The organism is Jeotgalibacillus haloalkalitolerans, assembly GCF_034427455.1.
GTDB classification, from domain to species: Bacteria; Bacillota; Bacilli; order Bacillales; family Jeotgalibacillaceae; genus Jeotgalibacillus; species Jeotgalibacillus haloalkalitolerans.
This window is the reverse complement of record NZ_JAXQNN010000008.1, coordinates 19,699-37,995: the sequence shown is the minus strand read 5'-3', so window position 1 is coordinate 37,995 and position 18,297 is coordinate 19,699. Positions and strand designations below refer to the sequence as shown.

The 18,297-nt window shown below is 45.6% G+C and carries 25 protein-coding genes; 24 read left to right on the top strand and 1 reads right to left on the bottom strand.

Annotated features, from left to right (window positions below; translation table 11 throughout):
- Positions 1-19: 19 nt before the first annotated feature.
- The 20 genes from rplR (at position 20) to rpsI (ending at position 12,443) form a co-directional block, all read left to right on the top strand.
- Complete coding sequence (rplR, locus tag UFB30_RS15805) at positions 20-376, top strand: 50S ribosomal protein L18 (protein WP_322422659.1); 357 nt, start codon at positions 20-22, stop codon at positions 374-376.
- Between the two features lie 23 nt (positions 377-399).
- On the top strand, positions 400-900 hold the full coding sequence (gene rpsE / locus UFB30_RS15800) for a 30S ribosomal protein S5 (RefSeq protein ID WP_204730749.1): 501 nt from the start codon (positions 400-402) through the stop codon (positions 898-900).
- Positions 901-913: 13 nt separating this feature from the next.
- Entirely contained in the window at positions 914-1,096 is a 183-nt protein-coding gene (gene rpmD / locus UFB30_RS15795) for a 50S ribosomal protein L30 (RefSeq protein WP_039806311.1), read from the top strand.
- Between the two features lie 30 nt (positions 1,097-1,126).
- Positions 1,127-1,567: a 50S ribosomal protein L15 gene (gene rplO, locus UFB30_RS15790; protein WP_322422658.1), complete on the top strand. Its 441-nt coding sequence runs from the start codon at positions 1,127-1,129 to the stop codon at positions 1,565-1,567.
- Positions 1,567-2,868: a preprotein translocase subunit SecY gene (gene secY / locus UFB30_RS15785; protein ID WP_322422657.1), complete on the top strand. Its 1,302-nt coding sequence runs from the start codon at positions 1,567-1,569 to the stop codon at positions 2,866-2,868. Before rplO ends, secY begins: the two co-directional genes overlap by 1 nt.
- A 56-nt stretch (positions 2,869-2,924) precedes the next feature.
- A complete protein-coding gene (locus UFB30_RS15780) occupies positions 2,925-3,575 on the top strand; it encodes an adenylate kinase (RefSeq protein WP_322422656.1) in 651 nt (216 codons plus the stop codon).
- Positions 3,575-4,321, top strand: coding sequence for a type I methionyl aminopeptidase (gene map, locus UFB30_RS15775; protein WP_322422655.1), 747 nt, complete (start codon positions 3,575-3,577; stop codon positions 4,319-4,321). Before UFB30_RS15780 ends, map begins: the two co-directional genes overlap by 1 nt.
- 55 nt (positions 4,322-4,376) lie before the next feature.
- Positions 4,377-4,628 (top strand): KOW domain-containing RNA-binding protein, encoded by a 252-nt coding sequence (locus UFB30_RS15770; protein ID WP_322422654.1) that lies wholly within the window; start codon positions 4,377-4,379, stop codon positions 4,626-4,628.
- Positions 4,629-4,649: 21 nt separating this feature from the next.
- Entirely contained in the window at positions 4,650-4,868 is a 219-nt protein-coding gene (gene infA, locus UFB30_RS15765; protein ID WP_039806323.1) for a translation initiation factor IF-1, read from the top strand.
- Between the two features lie 38 nt (positions 4,869-4,906).
- Positions 4,907-5,020 carry a 50S ribosomal protein L36 gene (gene rpmJ / locus UFB30_RS15760; RefSeq protein ID WP_036787716.1) on the top strand — a complete coding sequence of 38 codons (114 nt, stop codon included), beginning with the start codon at positions 4,907-4,909 and terminating at the stop codon, positions 5,018-5,020.
- A 23-nt stretch (positions 5,021-5,043) separates the two neighbouring features.
- Positions 5,044-5,409, top strand: coding sequence for a 30S ribosomal protein S13 (gene rpsM, locus UFB30_RS15755; protein ID WP_039806325.1), 366 nt, complete (start codon positions 5,044-5,046; stop codon positions 5,407-5,409).
- Positions 5,410-5,435: 26 nt separating this feature from the next.
- Positions 5,436-5,825, top strand: coding sequence for a 30S ribosomal protein S11 (gene rpsK, locus UFB30_RS15750; RefSeq protein ID WP_039806328.1), 390 nt, complete (start codon positions 5,436-5,438; stop codon positions 5,823-5,825).
- A 161-nt stretch (positions 5,826-5,986) separates the two neighbouring features.
- Positions 5,987-6,931, top strand: coding sequence for a DNA-directed RNA polymerase subunit alpha (locus tag UFB30_RS15745; protein WP_322422653.1), 945 nt, complete (start codon positions 5,987-5,989; stop codon positions 6,929-6,931).
- A gap of 42 nt (positions 6,932-6,973) precedes the next feature.
- Entirely contained in the window at positions 6,974-7,354 is a 381-nt protein-coding gene (gene rplQ, locus UFB30_RS15740; protein WP_039806331.1) for a 50S ribosomal protein L17, read from the top strand.
- Positions 7,355-7,935: 581 nt separating this feature from the next.
- Positions 7,936-8,772, top strand: coding sequence for an energy-coupling factor ABC transporter ATP-binding protein (locus UFB30_RS15735; RefSeq protein ID WP_322422652.1), 837 nt, complete (start codon positions 7,936-7,938; stop codon positions 8,770-8,772).
- On the top strand, positions 8,748-9,608 hold the full coding sequence (locus tag UFB30_RS15730; protein WP_322422651.1) for an energy-coupling factor ABC transporter ATP-binding protein: 861 nt from the start codon (positions 8,748-8,750) through the stop codon (positions 9,606-9,608). The genes UFB30_RS15735 and UFB30_RS15730 overlap by 25 nt, the downstream gene beginning before the upstream one ends.
- A complete protein-coding gene (locus UFB30_RS15725; protein WP_322422650.1) occupies positions 9,605-10,408 on the top strand; it encodes an energy-coupling factor transporter transmembrane component T family protein in 804 nt (267 codons plus the stop codon). The genes UFB30_RS15730 and UFB30_RS15725 overlap by 4 nt, the downstream gene beginning before the upstream one ends.
- A 12-nt stretch (positions 10,409-10,420) precedes the next feature.
- Positions 10,421-11,155, top strand: coding sequence for a tRNA pseudouridine(38-40) synthase TruA (truA, locus tag UFB30_RS15720; protein ID WP_322422649.1), 735 nt, complete (start codon positions 10,421-10,423; stop codon positions 11,153-11,155).
- Positions 11,156-11,587: 432 nt separating this feature from the next.
- Complete coding sequence (gene rplM, locus UFB30_RS15715; protein WP_039806340.1) at positions 11,588-12,025, top strand: 50S ribosomal protein L13; 438 nt, start codon at positions 11,588-11,590, stop codon at positions 12,023-12,025.
- 25 nt (positions 12,026-12,050) lie between these two features.
- The gene (gene rpsI, locus UFB30_RS15710) at positions 12,051-12,443 is read left to right on the top strand and encodes a 30S ribosomal protein S9 (protein WP_322422648.1); all 393 of its coding nucleotides are present in this window, start codon (positions 12,051-12,053) and stop codon (positions 12,441-12,443) included.
- 281 nt (positions 12,444-12,724) lie between these two features.
- On the opposite strand, the gene UFB30_RS15705 is transcribed toward rpsI, so the two are convergent.
- Positions 12,725-13,090 carry a potassium channel family protein gene (locus UFB30_RS15705; protein WP_322422647.1) on the bottom strand — a complete coding sequence of 122 codons (366 nt, stop codon included), beginning with the start codon at positions 13,088-13,090 and terminating at the stop codon, positions 12,725-12,727.
- 137 nt (positions 13,091-13,227) lie between these two features.
- Between UFB30_RS15705 and cwlD the strand changes: the two genes are divergently transcribed.
- The 4 genes from cwlD (at position 13,228) to UFB30_RS15685 (ending at position 18,267) form a co-directional block, all read left to right on the top strand.
- The gene (gene cwlD, locus UFB30_RS15700; protein ID WP_322422646.1) at positions 13,228-13,926 is read left to right on the top strand and encodes an N-acetylmuramoyl-L-alanine amidase CwlD; all 699 of its coding nucleotides are present in this window, start codon (positions 13,228-13,230) and stop codon (positions 13,924-13,926) included.
- A 65-nt stretch (positions 13,927-13,991) separates the two neighbouring features.
- Entirely contained in the window at positions 13,992-15,050 is a 1,059-nt protein-coding gene (locus UFB30_RS15695; protein ID WP_322422645.1) for an Mrp/NBP35 family ATP-binding protein, read from the top strand.
- 514 nt (positions 15,051-15,564) lie between these two features.
- Positions 15,565-16,986 (top strand): vWA domain-containing protein, encoded by a 1,422-nt coding sequence (locus tag UFB30_RS15690; protein ID WP_322422644.1) that lies wholly within the window; start codon positions 15,565-15,567, stop codon positions 16,984-16,986.
- A gap of 528 nt (positions 16,987-17,514) precedes the next feature.
- A complete protein-coding gene (locus tag UFB30_RS15685; RefSeq protein WP_322422643.1) occupies positions 17,515-18,267 on the top strand; it encodes an SAF domain-containing protein in 753 nt (250 codons plus the stop codon).
- Positions 18,268-18,297: the final 30 nt, after the last annotated feature.

Here is an 18,297-nt window from a genome sequence, read left to right as displayed (position 1 = left end):
ATGAAAGGAGTGACCTTGATTGATTACTAAAGTTGACAAGAATGCGGTACGTAAGAAGCGTCATGCACGTGTTCGTACAACGATCACGGGAACTGAATCTCGTCCGCGTTTGAATGTTTACCGTTCAAACAAGCACATCTACGTTCAGCTTATCGATGATGCAAACGGCGTAACACTAGCTGCAGCATCTACGAAAGAGCTTGGTCTTGAAAACGGCGGAAACGTCGAAGCTGCACAAAAGGTTGGCGAAGCAATCGCTAAGCGTGCAACTGAAAAAGGAATGAAATCAGTCGTATTTGATCGTGGAGGATATCTTTACCACGGCCGCGTGAAAGCTCTTGCTGATGCTGCACGTGAAAACGGACTTGAATTTTAATAGAAAAAGGAGGGACAATCCAGATGCGTCGCATTGATCCAAACAAACTTGAACTTGAAGAACGCGTAGTTACGATTAACCGTGTCGCTAAGGTTGTTAAAGGTGGCCGCCGCTTCCGTTTCTCTGCTCTAGTAGTAGTAGGAGACAAGAATGGCCATGTAGGTTTCGGTACAGGTAAAGCACAAGAGGTACCTGATGCGATCCGTAAAGCAATCGAAGACGCGAAGAAAAATCTGATTGAAGTACCAATGGTTGAAGGAACAACTCCTCACCTTGTTACAGGCCGCTTCGGTGCAGGCTCAATCTTAATCAAACCAGCATCTCCTGGTACAGGAATCATCGCTGGTGGACCAGTTCGTGCGGTACTTGAACTTGCAGGTGTCCACGACATTCTTTCAAAATCACTAGGTTCTAACACACCAATCAACATGGTTCGTGCCACAATTGACGGCCTTAAGCAGCTTAAGCGTGCAGAAGACGTTGCTAAGCTACGTGGTAAGTCAGTGGAAGAACTGTTAGGATAAGGAGGGATAAGTGATGGCAAATAAACTAGCAATTACCCTCACTCGCAGCGTGATCGGACGCAGTAAAGATCAGCGTGCAACAGTTCAGGCTCTTGGTCTTCGTAAGACTAACCAGACTGTTGAACAGCAGGATAACGAAGCTATTCGCGGAATGATCAATAAAGTGTCTCACCTGGTATCAGTTAAAGAAATCTAATTTCATGTTTATCAACAAGGAGGTGCCACTATGAAACTTCATGAGTTAAAACCTGCAGAAGGATCTCGCAAAGAGCGCAATCGCGTTGGCCGCGGAATCGGTTCTGGTAATGGTAAAACTTCAGGTAAAGGTCACAAAGGTCAAAACGCACGTTCAGGCGGAGGCGTAAGACCAGGCTTTGAAGGTGGTCAGAACCCATTAGCACGTCGTCTTCCAAAGCGTGGATTCACAAACATCCACCGCAAGGAATTTGCGATTGTTAATCTTGACACACTTAACCGTTTTGAAGAAGGTACGGAAGTAACACCGGAACTTCTAATCGAAACTGGAGTAGTAAGCAAAGAATTAGCAGGAATTAAGATCCTTGCTAAAGGTAACGTAGAGAAGAAGCTGACTGTTAAAGCTCACAAATTCTCTTCTGCTGCTAAAGAAGCAATTGAAGCTGCCGGCGGAACAACTGAGGTGGTTTAATGTTTCGGACAATCTCCAATTTTATGCGCGTGGGTGATATAAGAAATAAAATTATTTTCACCCTTTTAATGTTGGTGGTCTTTAGGATCGGAACTTTCATTCCGGTTCCGGGTGTAGATGCACAAGTTCTTCAGGCACAGGATGAAATGGCCGGCCTGATCGGATTTATGAATACATTCGGCGGTGGAGCATTAATCAACTTCTCGATCCTGGCGATGGGCATTATGCCGTACATCACGGCCTCCATCATTGTTCAGCTTTTGCAAATGGACGTTGTACCGAAATTTGCTGAGTGGTCCAAACAGGGAGATGTAGGACGTCGTAAGCTGGCTCAGTTTACACGTTACTTTACGATTGTACTGGCATTTATCCAGGCAATCGGAATGTCTTATGGCTTTAATCGTATGTATGGAGGATCACTGATCCCTGATACATCGATTACAACGTACATGCTAATCGCAGTCGTACTGACAGCCGGGACAGCCTTTTTAATGTGGTTAGGAGAGCAGATCACAGCAAAAGGTGTTGGAAATGGTATTTCCATCATCATCTTTGCAGGTATCGTGGCCGCTATTCCTAATGGCGTTAATCAGTTATATGCACAACAGATTGAAGGTGCAGGGGAACAGCTTTTCCTTAACATCGTCATTCTGGCACTACTGGCACTTGCGGTTGTTGCAATCACTGTTGGCGTAATCTTCGTTCAGCAGGCATTGCGTAAAATCCCGGTTCAGTATGCAAAGCGTGTAGGCGGCAAGAATGCACCGGCAACGGGCGGACAGTCGTCACACATTCCATTGAAAGTGAATGCTGCAGGGGTAATTCCGGTAATCTTCGCGATTTCCTTTATTATCACACCGCAGACACTCGTAACTTTCTTTGGTCAGAACAACATTACAACAACGATTCAGGAAGTGTTTGATTACACACAGCCAATCGGTATGACGATTTACGTTGCACTGATCGTTGCGTTCACGTATTTCTACGCATTCATTCAGGTGAATCCGGAGAATATGGCAGAAAACCTTAAAAAACAAGGTGGTTATATCCCAGGGATCCGACCTGGACAAGCGACTCAGGATTACCTGACAAGCGTTCTTTACCGTTTAACTTTCGTAGGAGCGATTTTCCTTTCAGTAATTTCAATCCTGCCAATCTTCTTCATTAATCTTGCGGGTCTTCCACAATCGGTTCAAATTGGCGGTACCAGCCTGTTGATCGTTGTAGGGGTTGCGCTTGAGACAATGAAGCAGCTTGAAGCACAGCTGGTAAAACGGAACTATAAAGGGTTCATGAGATAATCACATGGTTTTGGGGTGCGAGCCCTGAAGCCCATCGTAAATGAGGGGGCTTACTTGTGAATATTGTTTTAATGGGATTACCTGGTGCCGGAAAAGGCACTCAGGCTGAAAGAATTATTGAAAAATATAACATCCCTCATATTTCGACAGGGGATATGTTCCGTGCAGCAATTAAGAACGGAACAGAACTTGGATTGAAGGCGAAATCGTACATGGATCAGGGCGACCTGGTACCGGACGAAGTAACGATCGGTATTGTTCGTGAACGATTAAGCAAAGACGATTGCCAAGAAGGGTTTCTGTTAGATGGATTCCCGAGAACAGTGGCACAGGCCGATGCGCTTGATGCATTACTCAAAGACCTTGGCAAAGAACTTGACTATGTTCTAAACATTAAGGTGGAAAAAGAAGAACTGATGACGCGTCTTACCGGCCGCTGGATTTGTAAGACCTGCGGTGCGACGTATCACACAGTATTCAACCCTCCTGCAGTTGAAGGTAAATGTGATAAAGACGGTGGAGAGCTTTACCAGCGTGAAGATGACAAACCGGAAACTGTTCAAAATCGTTTAGATGTTAATATGAAGCAAACTCAGCCGCTTCTTGACTTCTACAGTCAAAAAGGTGTGCTCAGAGACATTGACGGCCAGCAGGATATCAACAAGGTATTCACTGACGTTGATGAATTGCTTGGGGGCCTTCGCTAATGATCATTTGCAAGACTCCTCGCGAGATTGAGATCATGCGCGAAGCAGGCAAGATCGTTGCGTTAACCCATCAGGAGCTGCAAAAGCATATAGCGCCTGGAATCACAACGAAGGAACTTGATGAGATTGCTGACCGGTTCATCCGTCAGCATGACGCGGTTCCATCCTTCAAAGGATACAACGGTTTTAGTGGAAGCATTTGTGCCTCTGTGAACGAAGAACTCGTACACGGTATCCCGGGTAACCGTAAGCTTGCGGACGGCGACATTATCAGCATTGATATTGGCGCAAAGTACAAAGGCTATCACGGTGACTCAGCCTGGACTTATCCGGTAGGAGATATTCCGGAAGAGACACAGAAGCTGCTTGAAGTGACGGAAGAATCACTCTACCGTGGCTTGGAAGAAGCAAAACCGGGTGTTCGACTATCGAACATCTCTCATGCTGTTCAAACGTATGCTGAAGAAAACGGTTTTTCAATCGTACGGGAGTATGTGGGGCACGGTGTAGGGCAAGACTTACATGAGGCACCGCAAATTCCTCATTTTGGTCCGCCTGATAAAGGACCTCGCCTGAAGCCCGGCATGGTACTAGCGGTTGAACCGATGGTGAATGCAGGAAGTCGCTACGTCAAGACACTTGCTGATAACTGGACAGTCGTAACAGTTGATGGTAAAATGTGTGCGCACTTTGAACACACGATTGCGATCACAGAAGAAGGTTACGAAATCCTGACAAGAACCTGATTGAAGGTGATCCTTTTTGTTTGAATCCGATTCGCCCCCCGGGATAGGGCAAATTGTGCAGGTGAACAAGGGCCGCGATACTGGAGTATATGCGGTTGTCATTCATCGGTTAGATGAAAAGTTTGTTTTAATTGCGGACGGTGAAAACCGGAAGTTTGACCGGCCAAAAAAGAAAAACATCCATCATTTGACTTCATGCGACTATGTATCCCCTGAAGTTCAAAATAGTATATCCGAAACAGGGCGTGTGACAAACGGAAAACTGCGTCATGCAGTACAGACATTTGTCAGCACTCTGCAAGATTGATAAAGAAGGGAGATTTGTTCGATGGCGAAAGACGATGTTATCGAAATTGAAGGCACCGTTGCTGAAACTTTGCCTAATGCAATGTTTAAGGTAGAATTAGAAAATGGTCACACTGTGCTTGCACACGTGTCAGGCAAAATTCGTATGCACTTCATTCGAATCCTGCCAGGCGACAGAGTAACTGTGGAGTTATCTCCATACGATCTGACTCGCGGCCGTATCACTTACCGTTACAAATAATCTTTTGCACTCCGAACCACTAAGGAGGTTTAGATAAGATGAAAGTGAGACCATCTGTTAAGCCAATCTGCGAAAAGTGCAAAGTCATCCGCAGAAAAGGTAAAGTAATGGTGATTTGCGATAATCCTAAACACAAACAAAAACAAGGCTAATAATGAAGGAGGTGCTCATGTAAATGGCACGTATTGCTGGAGTAGATATCCCTCGCGATAAGCGCGTTGTGATTTCTCTAACTTATATCTTTGGTATCGGTAAATCAACTGCAAGTCAAATCCTTAAGGATGCTGGTGTTTCTGAAGACACTCGCGTTCGTGATCTGACTGAAGATGAACTTAACAAAATCCGTGAAATCCTTGACAGCTACAAAGTGGAAGGTGACCTTCGTCGTGAAACGTCACTTAACATTAAGCGTCTAATGGAAATCGGTTCATACCGTGGTCTTCGCCACCGTCGTGGTCTTCCTGTAAGAGGACAGCACACGAAGAATAACGCACGTACTCGTAAAGGTCCTCGTAAGACTGTAGCGAACAAGAAAAAATAATTAGGTAAAGGAGGTTACTTCCTACAATGGCACGTAAACAACAAACTCGTAAGCGTCGTGTGAAAAAGAATATCGAAGCTGGTATTGCACACATCCGCTCAACTTTTAACAATACAATCGTGATGATTACAGATACGCAGGGTAATGCAATTGCATGGTCAAGTGCTGGTGCACTAGGCTTCCGCGGATCTCGTAAGTCTACTCCATTCGCAGCGCAAATGGCAGCTGAAACAGCAGCTAAAGCTTCAATGGAACACGGACTAAGAACTCTAGAAGTAACAGTAAAAGGTCCTGGTGCAGGTCGTGAAGCGGCTATCCGCGCACTACAAGCTGCAGGTCTTGACGTAACGGCAATCAAAGACGTAACGCCAGTACCTCACAATGGCTGCCGCCCGCCAAAGCGTCGTCGTGTTTAATTTTTCTGTATAAGATCGGCTGATTCTGGTCAATACTGGAAGAGGCGTTTCCTTCTTACAGAAAAGATAGATCCAGTTGTAAAGCACAATGGGAACCGTAAACATGGGGAATTTCGGAATACATTCCGGGATTTCGACGTTTTGAAGGAGGGTAAATTTGAATGATCGAAATTGAAAAGCCAAAAATTGAAACGGTTGAGATCAGCGATGATGCCAAGTACGGAAAATTCGTTGTAGAGCCACTTGAGCGTGGGTATGGTACAACATTGGGTAACTCCTTGCGTCGTATCCTATTATCTTCACTTCCTGGTGCAGCAGTAACGTCAATCCAGATTGACAGTGTACTGCACGAATTTTCAACGATCGAAGGCGTCGTAGAAGATGTCACAACAGTTGTAATGAATATCAAGAAACTGGCATTGAAGATCTATTCAGATGAAGAAAAAACATTGGAAATTGATGTTCAGGGTGATGGACAGGTAACTGCAGCCGATATTACTCACGACAGCGATGTAGAGATTCTTAACCCGGATCTATACCTTGCAACAGTTGGGAAAAACGGCCACCTTCGCATGCGTTTAACTGCATCAAGAGGACGCGGTTATACACCAGCAGACCAGAACAAGCGTGAAGATTTACCAATTGGAGTTATTCCGGTTGATTCAATCTACACACCTGTTTCCCGTGTAAACTATCAGGTTGAAAACACTCGTGTTGGTCAGCTGACTAACTTCGATAAGCTTTCACTTGATGTCTGGACAGACGGAAGCATTGGCCCGAAAGAAGCTGTTGCTCTAGGTGCTAAGATTCTGACTGAACACCTTAATATTTTCGTTGGATTAACGAACGAAGCACAGAATGCAGAAATCATGGTAGAAAAAGAAGAAGATCAGAAAGAGAAAGTATTGGAGATGACCATCGAAGAACTTGATCTATCTGTCCGTTCTTACAACTGCCTGAAGCGTGCAGGAATCAACACAGTCCAGGAACTGGCTAACAAGTCAGAAGAGGATATGATGAAAGTGCGTAACCTTGGACGTAAATCCCTTGAAGAAGTTAAGGCGAAATTAGATGAACTTGGGTTAGGCCTTCGCAAAGAAGACTAATTGACCGATAGAACAGAATTTTAATAAAGGAGGGAACCCTTCATGGCTTACAGAAAGTTAGGACGTACAAGCTCTCAGCGTAAAGCACTTCTACGTGACCTTACAACTGACCTTATCGTCAACGAACGTATTGAAACAACTGAAGCTCGCGCGAAAGAACTTCGCTCAACAGTAGAAAAAATGATCACTCTTGGTAAACGTGGTGACCTGCACGCACGTCGTCAGGCAGCTGCTTTCATCCGTCGCGATCAGGCAACTGTTAAGAACGAAGAAGGCGAAGAGTCTACAGTATATGCTCTTCAAAAGCTTTTCAACGATGTAGCACCTCGTTACACTGAACGTCAGGGTGGATACACTCGTATCATGAAAGTTGGTCCTCGTCGCGGAGACGGCGCACCAATGGTAATCATCGAATTAGTATAATTCAGATTACACACAGAGAGGGCGGAGCCTAACTGCTCTCGCCCTCTTTGTTTAACGATTCATACGACACGCAAAAAGCAGAGCGCTACGATGGGCAGGTCCGCCTGTCCCGTCTAGCTCTAAGCACCTCATTCATCCATCGTCACAATGGAAACGGAAATAAATAAGTCACAAACTTGCGCATTTCCTTGAATGAGGTGCGCGCTTTTTTTGTATTAAGCTATGTTAAACTCAGGGGAGAGTTTGATGGAGTTTAGTATAAAAATAAACGAGAATTGATCTCCGCTTCAGAGGGATGATTTCCACTACAATCAATTCTCTGAATGTGATTTTAAATATATAGATAATAGACTGAGGTATTCTCTTTTGTAAGAAGTAAGCTAACTATAAATGAAAGCTCAGCTGGTGATTGGAGCGTAAGGCGGCGACTCCTGCGGCAGGAAGGGACATGTGAGACAGAGCATGGCGAAGCCTGCTGGCTCACCGCCCGGCCGCGGAAAGCGTCCGCCTGAAGCGGAAATCATCAGCGGTTCTTGAAGTAATAAGCAGAGCAGAGAATAGATGAAAGGAGTTCCGGAACAATGAGCAATATGATTTCACTAGAGAACATTACATTTAAATACCCCGGAACAGAAAGAGAAGTATTAAAAAACGTCTCCATCTCCATCAAATCAGGTGAGTGGACAGCAATTGTCGGACATAACGGATCAGGCAAATCCACCCTCGCCAAGCTGATGAACGGGCTTTACTTCCCTGAACAGGGATCTGTCACCATCGCAGGGATCGGGTTGAATAAAGACACCGTCTGGGACACGCGCCGGCACATTGGCATGGTGTTTCAAAATCCGGACAATCAGTTTGTCGGGACTACGGTTCAGGATGATGTTGCGTTTGGTCTTGAGAACCACGGCATCCCTCAGGAAATTATGGTGGAGCGTGTTCAGACTGCATTGAAGCAGGTGAAGATGGATGAGTTTCTTCAACATGAGCCCCATCATCTGTCAGGCGGCCAGAAGCAGCGTGTTGCGATGGCAAGTGTGCTTGCACTCAGACCCGATATTATTATTTTAGATGAAGCGACTTCCATGCTTGATCCTGCCGGACGTGCAGAGGTGATCGAGCTTGTAAGAGAGCTTAAGAGACAGGAAGAGATGACCGTGCTGTCCATTACACATGACCTTGAAGAAGCTGCAAAGGCAGACCGCATCATTGTGATGAATCAGGGAGAAGTGTACAGGGAAGGAACACCGGAGGAGATTTTCGCACTTGGTCAGGAGCTTGTGGACCTTGGGCTGGATCTGCCGTTTCCTCTGAAAATGGCGCACGTATTAAACGAAAAAGGTATTCCACTTGAGCGGAAGCCTTTGACGGAAGAAGAGTTGGTGAATGAGTTATGGACATCATACTTGAGCAAGTAGAGTACCGCTATGCGGCGAATTCCCCGTTTGAAAAAAAAGCAGTGGAGGACGTGAGCTTTAAAATTCCTGAAGGACAGTGTACCGCGATTATCGGTCATACGGGCTCCGGGAAGTCGACGCTTTTACTGCATCTGAATGGGCTGTTAAAGCCGACTTCAGGTACGGTTCAAATTGGAGACCGGACTGTAAAAGCCGGGCGTAAAGAGAAAGACCTCAAGCCGATCCGTGAAAAGGTCGGGATTGTCTTTCAATTTCCTGAGCAGCAGTTGTTTGAGGAAACAGTGATGAAAGATATCTGCTATGGCCCGATGAACTTTGGCGTGTCAGAAGCGGAAGCGAAAAAGCGCGCTGCTTTCTGGCTGAAGGAAGTCGGGATGCCTGAAGAGGTGCTGGAGAAATCTCCATTTGACCTGTCAGGCGGGCAGATGAGAAGGGTAGCGATTGCCGGTGTACTTGCAATGGAGCCTGAGGTACTCATTTTAGATGAACCGACTGCAGGACTTGATCCGCGCGGACGTCGCGAAATGATGGAAATGTTCTATCGTCTGCACAAAGAGCGCGGGATTACACTGGTGCTCGTCACACACAGCATGGAAGACGCTGCACGCTACGCTGATAAAGTTGTGGTGATGCATAAAGGCAGAAAGGTGCATGAAGCGCCGCCGAGGGATCTTTTCAGTGACACAGCACGTCTTGCAAAGTGGGGGCTTGGTGTGCCTGAGGTTGTGAAATTTCAGCGGATGCTTGAAGAAAAAGCAGGAAAACCATTTCCAAAAGTGTGCCTGACAATGGATGAACTCGCTGACATGCTGAAGCAGGGAGGCGATCCATTATGATGGAGAAAATGATTTTCGGACGCTATATTCCGGCGGACTCCATTGCCCACCGGATGGACCCGCGTGCGAAACTGATCTTTGTATTTGCCTTTATTGCGATTATTTTTATTGCAAATGATGTATGGGGCTACGTGGTGGCAGCCGCATTTACCTACGCAAGTATCAAGCTCTCAGGACTGTCACTCAGATTTCTGATGAGTGGCTTAAAGCCTGTGATGATTCTGATTGCATTTACGTTCCTGCTGCAGCTGTTTTTCGCACGTGAAGGGAATATTGTATTTGAACTTGGGTTTATTAGAATCTATGAAGAGGGGATCCGTCAGGCATTCTTTATTTCAATGAGATTTACATTGCTTGTCTTTATGACCTCTCTGTTAACACTGACGACAACACCAATCTCTATTACAGATGGACTGGAGAGTCTGCTTAATCCATTGAAAAAGATCAGGTTCCCGGCCCATGAGCTTGCGCTGATGATGTCGATCGCACTGCGCTTTATTCCAACGCTGATGGACGAGACGGATAAAATCATGAAAGCACAGATGGCACGCGGCTCAGATATGTCGAGCGGACCATTGAAAGACCGGATCAAGGCCATTGTGCCACTGATGATTCCGCTGTTTGTCAATGCATTCAAGCGTGCAGAGGATCTTGCAACCGCAATGGAAGTACGCGGTTACCGCGGTGGAGAAGGCAGAACCAAATACAGGCTGTTATTCTGGAAGGCGCGCGATACATTCGCGCTGCTATCACTTGTCCTGCTCGCAGCAGCTCTTGCAGCATTCCGTTTTTGGATTTAAGGAGTGAAACCAATGCGTATTAAATGCACCGTCTCGTATGACGGCTCACAGTTTTACGGCTATCAGGTGCAGCCCGGACAGCGGACTGTGCAGGGAGAGATTGAACAGGCACTCAGTGAAGTGCATAAAGGCAGGTTTGTCCGCATCACAGCGAGCGGCCGAACAGATGCAGGCGTTCATGCAATGGGACAGGTCTTTCATTTCGATACAGACCTTCAGGTGCCCGCTGCGAAATGGCCGGTCATCCTGAATCAGAAGATCGGTGATGACATTGCCATATTAAGCGCTGAGGAAGCGCCAGATACGTTTCATGCGCGCTTTGATGTAAAAACGAAGGAATACCGCTATATCGTCAATACAAGCCCTGTAGCCCTGCCATTCAGACGTCACTATGCCGTACACTACCCATACACAGTTGATATAGAAGCCATGCGTAAAGCGGCTGCCCATTTAGAAGGGGAGCACGACTTTACAAGCTTCTCATCTGCTAAAACAGAAGTCATCGATCGCGTGCGGACCATTGATTTTATTAAAATCGAAGAATTCGAAGACGAACTGATTTTCCGTGTAAAAGGAAATGGCTTTCTCTACAACATGGTCCGCATTATTGCAGGTACCCTGCTTGAGGTCGGAAACGGCAAGTATGAGCCTGAAGAAGTGGTCAGGATGCTTGAAGCAAAAGACCGCAGCGCTGCCGGTAAAACAGCTCCTGCCCACGGGTTATATTTGTGGGAAGTGAATTACTAGAAGAGGCTTGCTGACAGTACTAGAAAGCAATTTTTCCGGTGCTTGTTAATAAAATTTTAAAAAGTCCATTTGAGTTTCTGCACAGCTGATGATTGGAGTGGAAGGGGGCGACTCCAGTGGCAGGAAGGGACGTGTGAGACCAGGCATGGCGAAGCCTGCGGGCTCACCGCCCGGCCACGGAAAGCGTCCCCCTGAAGCGGAAATCATCAGCCAACTTTTAAAAAACCATCAAAAAATAAAAAAAATCACTAAAACAACTAATCCGGGTGTGACATCCCCTTGACAACGAGTGTCAAACATTATAAGATAGCCTATGGTATGTATTTCACCCTCATGTAAGAACCCGGACCTTACAACGAGTGAAGTGTTATAAATACAACAAAACTAATGAAGCGATTCATAACGATATAATCTTATTTAGGAGGTAAACTCATGCGTACAACATTTATGGCTAAAGGCCACGAAGTAGAACGCAAGTGGCTAGTTGTAGACGCTGAAGGTCAAACTCTTGGACGTCTTGCAAGCGAAGTAGCTGCGATTCTACGCGGTAAAAACAAACCGACATTCACACCTAACGTTGACACTGGTGATCACGTGATCATCATTAATGCTGATAAAATTCATCTTACAGGTAAAAAGCTGACTGACAAGATCTACTACCGTCACAGCATGCACCCAGGTGGACTTAAGCAGCGTACAGCACTAGAAATGCGCACTAAGTACCCACGTCAAATGCTGGAGCTTGCAATTAAAGGTATGCTTCCAAAGAACTCTCTTGGACGTCAGATCTTCAAAAAGCTTCACGTATATGCAGGCGCTGAGCACCCGCACCAGGCTCAAAAACCAGAAGCGTACGAACTACGCGGTTAATTCAATTTAAGAGGAGGTAACTATCTTGGCACAAGTTCAATATATCGGCACAGGCCGTCGTAAGAGCTCTACTGCTCGTGTACGTCTAGTACCAGGTAACGGAACAATCGTTATTAACGGACGCGACGTTGAAAACTATATCCCATTCGCAACTCTACGCGAAGTAATCAAGCAGCCACTTAACATTACTGAAACGCTTGGAAACTATGACGTTCATGTAAATGTTAACGGTGGTGGTTACACTGGACAAGCTGGAGCAATCCGTCACGGAATCTCCCGCGCACTTCTTTCAGTAGATCCAGAATTCCGTGGCTCACTTAAGCGCGCAGGTCTTCTGACTCGTGATGCTCGTATGAAAGAGCGTAAGAAGCCAGGTCTTAAAGGCGCACGTCGTGCACCTCAGTTCTCAAAGCGTTAATTTTCTTTTTCGCTTACAAAAACCCTCAGGCAGATGCCTGGGGGTTTTTCTTATGGTCTTATAGATAGAATTTTTTCTACTTTACTTAGTAGAGGTGGAGCTGGATGTGTATGAGGTTTTGGATCACATTTAAATGATTTCGGTTCATATCCGCAAAATCTCGGGTCACTTTCCGGATTTTTCAGATCACATTTTCCTGAAACGAGACTTTTTTCAGGTCAGATTCAGAAATTTTCGGGTCACATCCGTAAAATCCCAGGTCATATCCATCCGCGACGTCTTCACTCCAAATCACTCTTTTTCTGCTCCTTCCTCTTCTTCAATTCCATCTGATGTGTACTGGCCAGCTCAAAGATCTTCGTCGCAAACCCGATGATAATGCCAACCCCCGCAAAAATATAAACAATAGTAAATACTTTTCCGAAATCAGTCTGAGGCGAGAAATCCCCATAACCCACAGTAGAAAGCGTAGTCACACTAAAGTAGAGAGCATCTAACACACGCAGGTTTTCAACTGTACTGTAAAAAATCGTACCTGAGATCAAAGTGAAAATCGTAAGTGTCAGCAGTACTTGAAATTCAGGTTCCTTTAACCCTCTTAAAATGGCACGCATCATTCGTTGAAAGGTAATCAAAAAAGAGATCATGAGGATCCTCCTTTACATTCAATATGTCTTTTCGTTTATCATACACTAACCCATTTAGATAAAAGCAATATATTTCCCTGCATTCTACTTCTCCCGCTACCTGCATATACTCCTCTAGAAAATAAGGAGGACAGGACATGCTGAGGAAATCAATCATACTCGCAGCGATTGTGCTGCTTGTTGGACTTGGTGCAGGTGCGCTGCTGTATGCAGTGGAGGAGTGGAGCCTGCCGCTGACGGGGGAAGTGATTGTGCTGGATCCGGGTCATGGCGGCCTGGATGGTGGTGCCAGTTATGAAACCATACTTGAAAAGAACCTGACGTTATCGATTGCAAAGAAGCTTCAGGCCTACCTGGAGGAGCAGGGCGCCATTGTGATTCTTTCGAGGGAGACGGATAAGGACCTGGCAGCTGAAGACACAAAAGGGTTTCGGGATCGCAAGCGGGAGGATCTAAAACAGAGGCTTGAGCTGATTAATAACAAAGACAATGATTTATTTATCAGTATCCATCTGAATGCAATTCCTGAAGCGAGATGGAAGGGTCCGCAGACATTTTATACGACCTATAACGATCAGAATGAGCGGCTTGCACGGTTTATTCAGCATGAGCTGAACCGGCATATTCCGGACAGTAAAAGGAAGTCGAAGCCGATTGACGGCATCTATGTACTGAGTCATGCTGAGACGCCCGGGGTGCTGGTGGAAGCCGGATTCCTTTCTAACCCTGAGGAGCGGTACTGGCTGTTGCAGGATGATTATCAGCAGCAGGTGGCAGCTGCCATTTATATCGGAATTCTGAGACATTATTCCAAAGAAGATGAGCCTCCTGAGTGAACTTGAGTGTTTCACCTATGTTATACTTGCATAGATGAAAACGAATTCAAAAGGAGTGTCTTGTTTTGGTAACTGAACAGCAGGTCAGAGAATTGCTCGGTTCGATGAATGATCCGATTTTACATACACCGCTTGCAGAAACAGAAGGCATTGTGGAAGTAAGCATTAAGGAAGAAAAGAATCACGTCAGCGTGAAAATTGCCCTTGCGAAAACAGGGACAGCTGAACAGATGCAGCTTCAAATGGCGGTTGTTGAAGCGCTTAAAGGAGCCGGAGCTGAAACAGTCGGCATCCGTTTTACAGAGCTTGAGCCTGAAAAACTTGAGAAATTCCGCGGCCAAAAGGGTGATGCTGTAGAAGATAACCTGCTCGCACCGGGCAATAAGGTCCAGTTTATCGCAGTAGCCAGTGGTAAAGGCGGCGTAGGGAAGTCAACGGTATCTGTAAACCTTGCAGTTGCACTTGCGCGTCAGGGGAAAAAGGTTGGTTTGATTGATGCAGATATTTACGGATTCAGTGTGCCTGATATGATGGGCATCAATAAGCGTCCGGTTGTACGCGGCGAGCGTATTATTCCGGTTGACCGTAAAGGTGTTAAAGTCATTTCCATGGCGTTTTTCGTTGAAGACAATGCGCCTGTGATCTGGAGAGGACCAATGCTTGGTAAGATGCTCAACAGCTTCTTTACTGAAGTGGAATGGGGCGAGCTGGATTACCTCCTGCTTGACCTGCCACCGGGTACGGGAGATGTAGCGCTTGATGTACATGCAATGCTGCCATCAAGTAAGGAAATTATCGTCACAACACCTCACCCGACAGCTGCATTTGTTGCAGCGCGTGCAGGGGCAATGGCGCTTCAGACAGAGCACTCGATTCTTGGTGTAGTGGAGAATATGTCCTACTATGAAAGCAAGAAGACAGGTGAGCGTGAATACGTATTCGGCCAGGGCGGCGGAGAGAAGCTTGCAGAAGAGCTGCGCACAGAGCTTTTAGGTAAATTGCCGCTTCAGCAGCCTGACTGGGATGAAGACGACTTTGCACCATCTGTATACGCAGAAGATCATAAGCTGGGTAAGATTTATGATCAGATTGCTGAAGAAGTGATTGATAAGACAACTGAATGATTCATGTGAAACGGCCTCATTTGATGGGGTCGTTTTTTATAATTTAGGCTTTTTTAAAGTTGGCTGTTGATCTCGGCTTCAGGAGGACGCTTTCCGTTGGTGGACCGTTTTTTGGTCCTGTCCTTGAGCCCGCAGGCTTCACCATGGCCTCACACGTCCCTTCCTGCGAGTCCGCCCCCCCTTACGCTTCGATCACCAGCTGTGCAGAAACAACAATGGATTTTAACAAAGCAACAATTTAAAAAAGGTTCCATGGTCATACACTCCCCGTTTTTCTCCAATCCACCCCAATACATCTACTTATTTTATAAGTCATTAGTTCTGAAAAAGCTGCTCTGACACCATACCATTTACCTGATTCATAAAAATCGGCCTGCAACTATTTTCTATACCATAAGAAAGATTGATTTCCCCTTATTTGACAGTCCTGCTATTTTCCATTAAAACATGAAAGAGATTCATAGCTGGTAAATTAGACGCATTAATAATTGTTTATGTGAAAGGGGATTGTAAAATGAAAAAACCAATACTGTTGTCAGTATTCTTACTTAGTTTCGGATTAGCAGCCTGTCAGGAAGAAGAGCAGTCACCGGCTGAACCGGAGCAGACGGCGGAAGCGGTTGATAAGATGGAAAAACCGGCAGATCAGGCTGAGGAAGAGGCTAGCGTAAAGCAAACCGGGCAACCTGAAGGGGATCTGGTTGAGGCAGTTGAAGCATTGAATGTAAGAGGAGCTGCCGAAACTGCACAGGATCTTGTTGATCAAAAGGTTGGTATTTTTGGCGAAGAACAATTTCAAAGAAGTAATAAAGAGCATCAGGAAATGCTGATGGAAGCCCTTGAGGAAATTCCGCCGCTTCCTGAAGAACCGACTCAGAAAGAGTATGACGCTTATTTTGATTATTTGTATGATCTGAATGCAAGAGCATTCCCGGATCCGAATGACACGATTGCGAAAATGGAGTTCGCTTTATCCGGTATGCCTGAAGCCAGCGGAAACTATACATTTAAAGAAAACTACAATGTGGAAATTATTCTGGATGCGAGTGGATCAATGGGTGCAGAGTCAGGCGGCAGCACAAGAATGGAACAGGCCAAGAGCGAAATACAGGACTTTTTATCGTCGTTACCAGAAGAAGCGAATGTGTCATTAAGGGTGTATGGACATGAAGGAACAGGAGACGAAGCGGATAAGGCGATGTCCTGCGGGGCAATAGAGGAAGTATATGAGCGTGGCACATACGATGAAGATGCGTTCCAGTCAGCACTTGATCAGTTTGAGCCTGCAGGATGGACGCCTGTCGCAGGTGCACTTGAATCAGCAATGGAAAGTTTTAAAGATCTTGATGGAGAGGAAAATACGAATCTGATCTATCTGGTCAGTGATGGAATCGAGACATGTGACGGAGATCCTGCTGCTGTTGCTAAAACATTTGCAGACAGTAATATCTCGCCAATCATTAATGTCATCGGCTTTAATGCAGACTCAGAAACACAGGATCAGCTGCGTCAGGTGGCGCGTGAAGCGGATGGCGTTTTTACAAATGTTCAGGGTGCGGATGAGCTGAGAAAAGAGTTTGATCAGACAGAGGAAATCCTGAAGCGCTGGGAAAGGTGGAAACGTCAGGCGGATCTTGACGTTCAATCCGCGAGCAATAAGAGTTATTTTGCCATGCTGGCATTCTCTAATGAAAACTTTAAGGTGGGGCTGTCACAGCACGTTTCGATGATTCATACACTCGATTACCTTCGACACGAAGAGGAAGTGCTGAGTATGGACCAGGATTCGGAACTGAATAGACGAAATCAGGAAACAGATGAACGAATCAAGGACGTAACGTCTGAAGTAGAGGAAGAAATTGAGGTATTAAGAGATGCAGGGTTAGCTGAGATGGAGCAATTGGTTGAAGAGCTGTATCCGGATGATCTTGAATAACGTTTATATGTGACAGCTGCGACCTCATTTGATGAGGTCGTTTTTTTAGCGGGGAGAGTAATTCGTGATCATAAATGAATCTTTCCCCTGCGCATTTGAACGATAATCATACCCCCAATCACTCCAAAACCATTTCAACCTCAAATATATCAGCTTCAAACCTCTCAAAATCAAGGTTTTTCCCATCCTGTTCCATGGAAAAAGGTGCTATGGTCGCATGTTTTGTAAAGAATGTAACAATCAAATCGAGGAATTTGTCGAATCAATTCCAAGTTACTATGTGTGAAATGAGATACATAGTTCGTATGTCCCTGACTACATTTATACAACCTGGACTATCTTCTTTGCCTGTAATATTCAATTTCCTCCACGATTTGACAGTAATCCAAAAATCCATTAAAAACAGTAATAGCTATTTCAGCTCACTTTGTAAAAATGTGATGAACGACACGAATGTCATATTAGAAAATGTTTATATGATTCCATTCGACTATATTTTACCGGTCAGTGAAAGAGAGGCGGAAAGTCATGATTGAATCGAAAAGAAGAGCGCTTATATTTTTCATCATTGCGGCTCTATTTGCAGCAGCAGCAGGATATTTCACGCTTCAAAAGGTCAAAGAGCTAAACAATGACCTTGGGACGATGGTGACCGTCTATGTAGCGGGATCAGATATTGATGCGCGAGACGTGATTACACCTGAAGCAGTTGCGGCTGAGAGCATCCCGCAGAAGTTTGTCACAGCAGAGCATATCCGCGATCCTGAGGAACTGATGAATAAGGTATCTGTTGTTCCTTTATCTAAAGGGGATGTGATTTCCAAAAATATGCTCAAAGAGGCATCGGCAGTCACAGAAGAGAATAACCGGCTGGTCACGATGATGTCTTCAGAGCGGGTGTCATTTGATGAACCGCTTGAGCCGCTCGATCGCGTCGATATTGTGGTATCGAATAGAACGGATGAAGGCAATAACACAGAGATCTTTATGAAGGATGTCAAAGTAGCCCGTGTGGCGAACGACGATGGCCAGTTCTCAGGCGTTCAGGTTGAAATTTCGCTTGAGGATACCCCGGAGCTGATTCATATGCAGAATTACGCAGACAGTGTACGGGTGATTAAAGCGAATGTCGGGGTTTCCGGTCAGGAAGTAGCAGCTGCTGAAGAAGAGCCGGCAGAAGAGACTGAGCCGGTCGAGGAAAAAGCAGAGGAAAAACCGGCAGAGCCTGAAGAAAAAGAAGAAAAGCCCGCTGATAAGAAAAAAGAAGAGTCAGGTGAGTAAGCCTGAATGATTAGACGCATGTGTCGAATA